Source organism: Burkholderiales bacterium, assembly GCA_013695435.1.
In the GTDB taxonomy this organism is placed as follows: Bacteria; Pseudomonadota; Gammaproteobacteria; order Burkholderiales; family JACMKV01; genus JACMKV01.
Genome location: JACDAM010000278.1, coordinates 1 through 2,429 on the forward strand (window position 1 = coordinate 1; position 2,429 = coordinate 2,429).

Genomic DNA, 2,429 nt, shown 5'->3' on the forward strand with positions numbered 1-2,429 from the left:
TGACGTTTTCGATGCCGCCGACGTCGGCGATCATCATGTTGTCGTGCATCTACTGGGGCGCGCTGTTCGGCGGCGCGATCACATCGATTCTGTTCAATATTCCCGGCGAACCGTGGTCGGTCGCGACCACGTTCGACGGCTATCCGATGGCGCAGCAAGGTCGCGCCGGGGAGGCGCTGACGGCGGCGTTTACGTCGTCGTTCATCGGCGCGCTGATCGCGGTTATCGTCATTACCTTTCTCGCGCCGCTGGTCGCGAGGTTCGCGTTGCGTTTCGGTCCCGCTGAATTTTTTGCCGTGCAATTGCTGACGTTCTGCAGCTTCGTCGGCCTCGCGCGCAGCAGCCCGGCGAAAACCATCGCCGCCATGATGCTCGGCTTCGCGCTCGCGTCGGTCGGGCTCGATACCGTTACCGGGACTTTGCGCATGACGTTCGGCACGACGGAGTTGCTGCGCGGGTTCGATTTCCTGATCGCCGTAATCGGCTTGTTCGGCATCGGCGAAATCCTGCTGACCATGGAAGAAGGCCTCGCTTTCAAAGGAGTGCGCGCAAAGATCAATCCGAGAGTCGTGTTTCACACATGGGCGCAGTTGCCGAAATACTGGATGACGGCCTTGCGCGGCACGCTGATCGGCTGCTGGATGGGAATCACGCCCGGCGGTGCGACGCCGGCGTCGTTCATGAGCTACGGCGTGGCCAAACGCATGTCGCGCGACGGCAGCAAATTCGGCACGGGACAAATCGAAGGCGTGATCGCGCCGGAAACCGCCGCGCACGCCGCCGGCACCAGTGCGCTGTTGCCGATGCTGACGCTCGGCATCCCCGGCTCGCCGACCGCAGCCGTACTACTCGGCGGCCTGCTGATCTGGGGTTTGCAGCCGGGGCCGCTGCTGTTTGTCGAGCAAAAGGATTTCGTCTGGGGCCTGATCGCGAGCATGTACCTCGCCAACATCGTCGGCCTCGCCATCGTGCTCACCACAGTGCCATGGTGGGCGGCGATTCTGCGCATCCCGTTCTCGATTATCGCGCCGATCATCGTCGTCATCTGCTCGGTCGGCGCATTCACCGTGCACAACGCCCTGTTCGACGTGGCGCTCATGCTGGTGTTCGGCGTCGTCGGCTATCTGTTCAAGAAACTCGACTATCCGCTCGCGCCGATGGTGCTGGCGCTGGTGCTCGGCGATCTCGCTGAATCCTCGTTCCGGCAGGCGATGTTGCTGTCGCAGGGAAGCATGGCGATATTTTGGGCCAATGGCCTGGTCGGCAGCATCGTCGCGCTGGCGTTGTTGATGCTGATCTGGCCGCTGCTCAATCATTTGTTCGGCAAGTTTCGCGGCGTCGATAAGTTGGCGGAAGAGCGCCCGATTGAATGAATTATTATGCGCAAAACGCTACCGCGCTCAAGCTTGTCGTTATAAGGTGCGCTGTCTTTCAGGCAATGAGACCGGGGCTGGGAAGATGAGATAGCTATGAAAAGCAGTGCAGCAAGTTTATGAAAAGTTCTGAGGTATTGCTTGATGCGTTAATGGTCTAGGGGAGAAGGGTATGGAAGACAAGAACGCGGCGCTAACCTACGCGGAACTCCAGAAGGCTATCCTCGCTTTCCACGAGAGGTGGAAACGACCGGGTATCGACGACTTGCCCTCAAGACTGAGCCCAATGCATTCCAAAGACCCAGTCGAATGGGTGCGCCTTTGGGCAGGAGACGGGGACCCGCAAAAGCACTCCAGGAAGGCGGGCGTCTACTCTTTTTTGATACTGACCAAACCTCCTCTACATCGGGGCAGCCGGAGGGATCGGCAAGCGCCTATACCAACACGGCTACATTCCTAGCTCACCGCTCACCCAATACGTGGCGATTCTGCACGTGCCCGACGAGTGTTGGTTTGAGCCTTGGGCGATCGAAGCGTACCTCATAAAGGAGCTTAACCCGCCGCGCAACAAGGTTGAGAGGAAGAAAGGTCAGCCAATCCCAAAATAATCGAAGAATGAGTCGTCAATCGGCGCGGCGAAAGTCAGTGATGGCTAAACGGCATCGAACACGCCCGTTCGCCTGAATCCCTTGCCCGATCTGTCAAGGGAATTGCAATGTCGGCGAGTCGTACAAGCGCAGGAATTCGTGTCAAAGCATTTGGAGAAGTCATGATCGCAATCATCTTCGAAGTCTGGCCCGCGGAAGGGCGCAAGCAGGAATATCTCGATCTTGCGGCGAGCCTGCGCCCGTTTCTCGATCAGATTGACGGCTTCATTTCCGTTGAACGCTTCGAAAGTCTGTACGAACCCGGAAAGATGCTGTCGCTTTCGGTTTTTCGAGACGAAGCCGCGGTCGCGCAATGGCGCGCGCTGGAGATACATCGCGGCGTCCAGGCCAAGGGAAGGAGCGGCGTTTTCAAGGACTATCGGCTGCGCGTCGCAGGCGTCATCAGGGA

The 2,429-nt window shown here is 59.0% G+C and carries 2 protein-coding genes; both read left to right on the forward strand.

Going from position 1 to position 2,429, the window contains the following annotated elements:
• A partial coding sequence (locus tag H0V78_13735) for a tripartite tricarboxylate transporter permease (GenBank protein MBA2352797.1) occupies positions 1–1,373 on the forward strand: 1,373 nt, incomplete at its 5' end.
• Between the two features lie 769 nt (positions 1,374–2,142).
• The coding region (locus H0V78_13740) for an antibiotic biosynthesis monooxygenase (protein MBA2352798.1) at positions 2,143–2,429 on the forward strand (287 nt) is incomplete at its 3' end.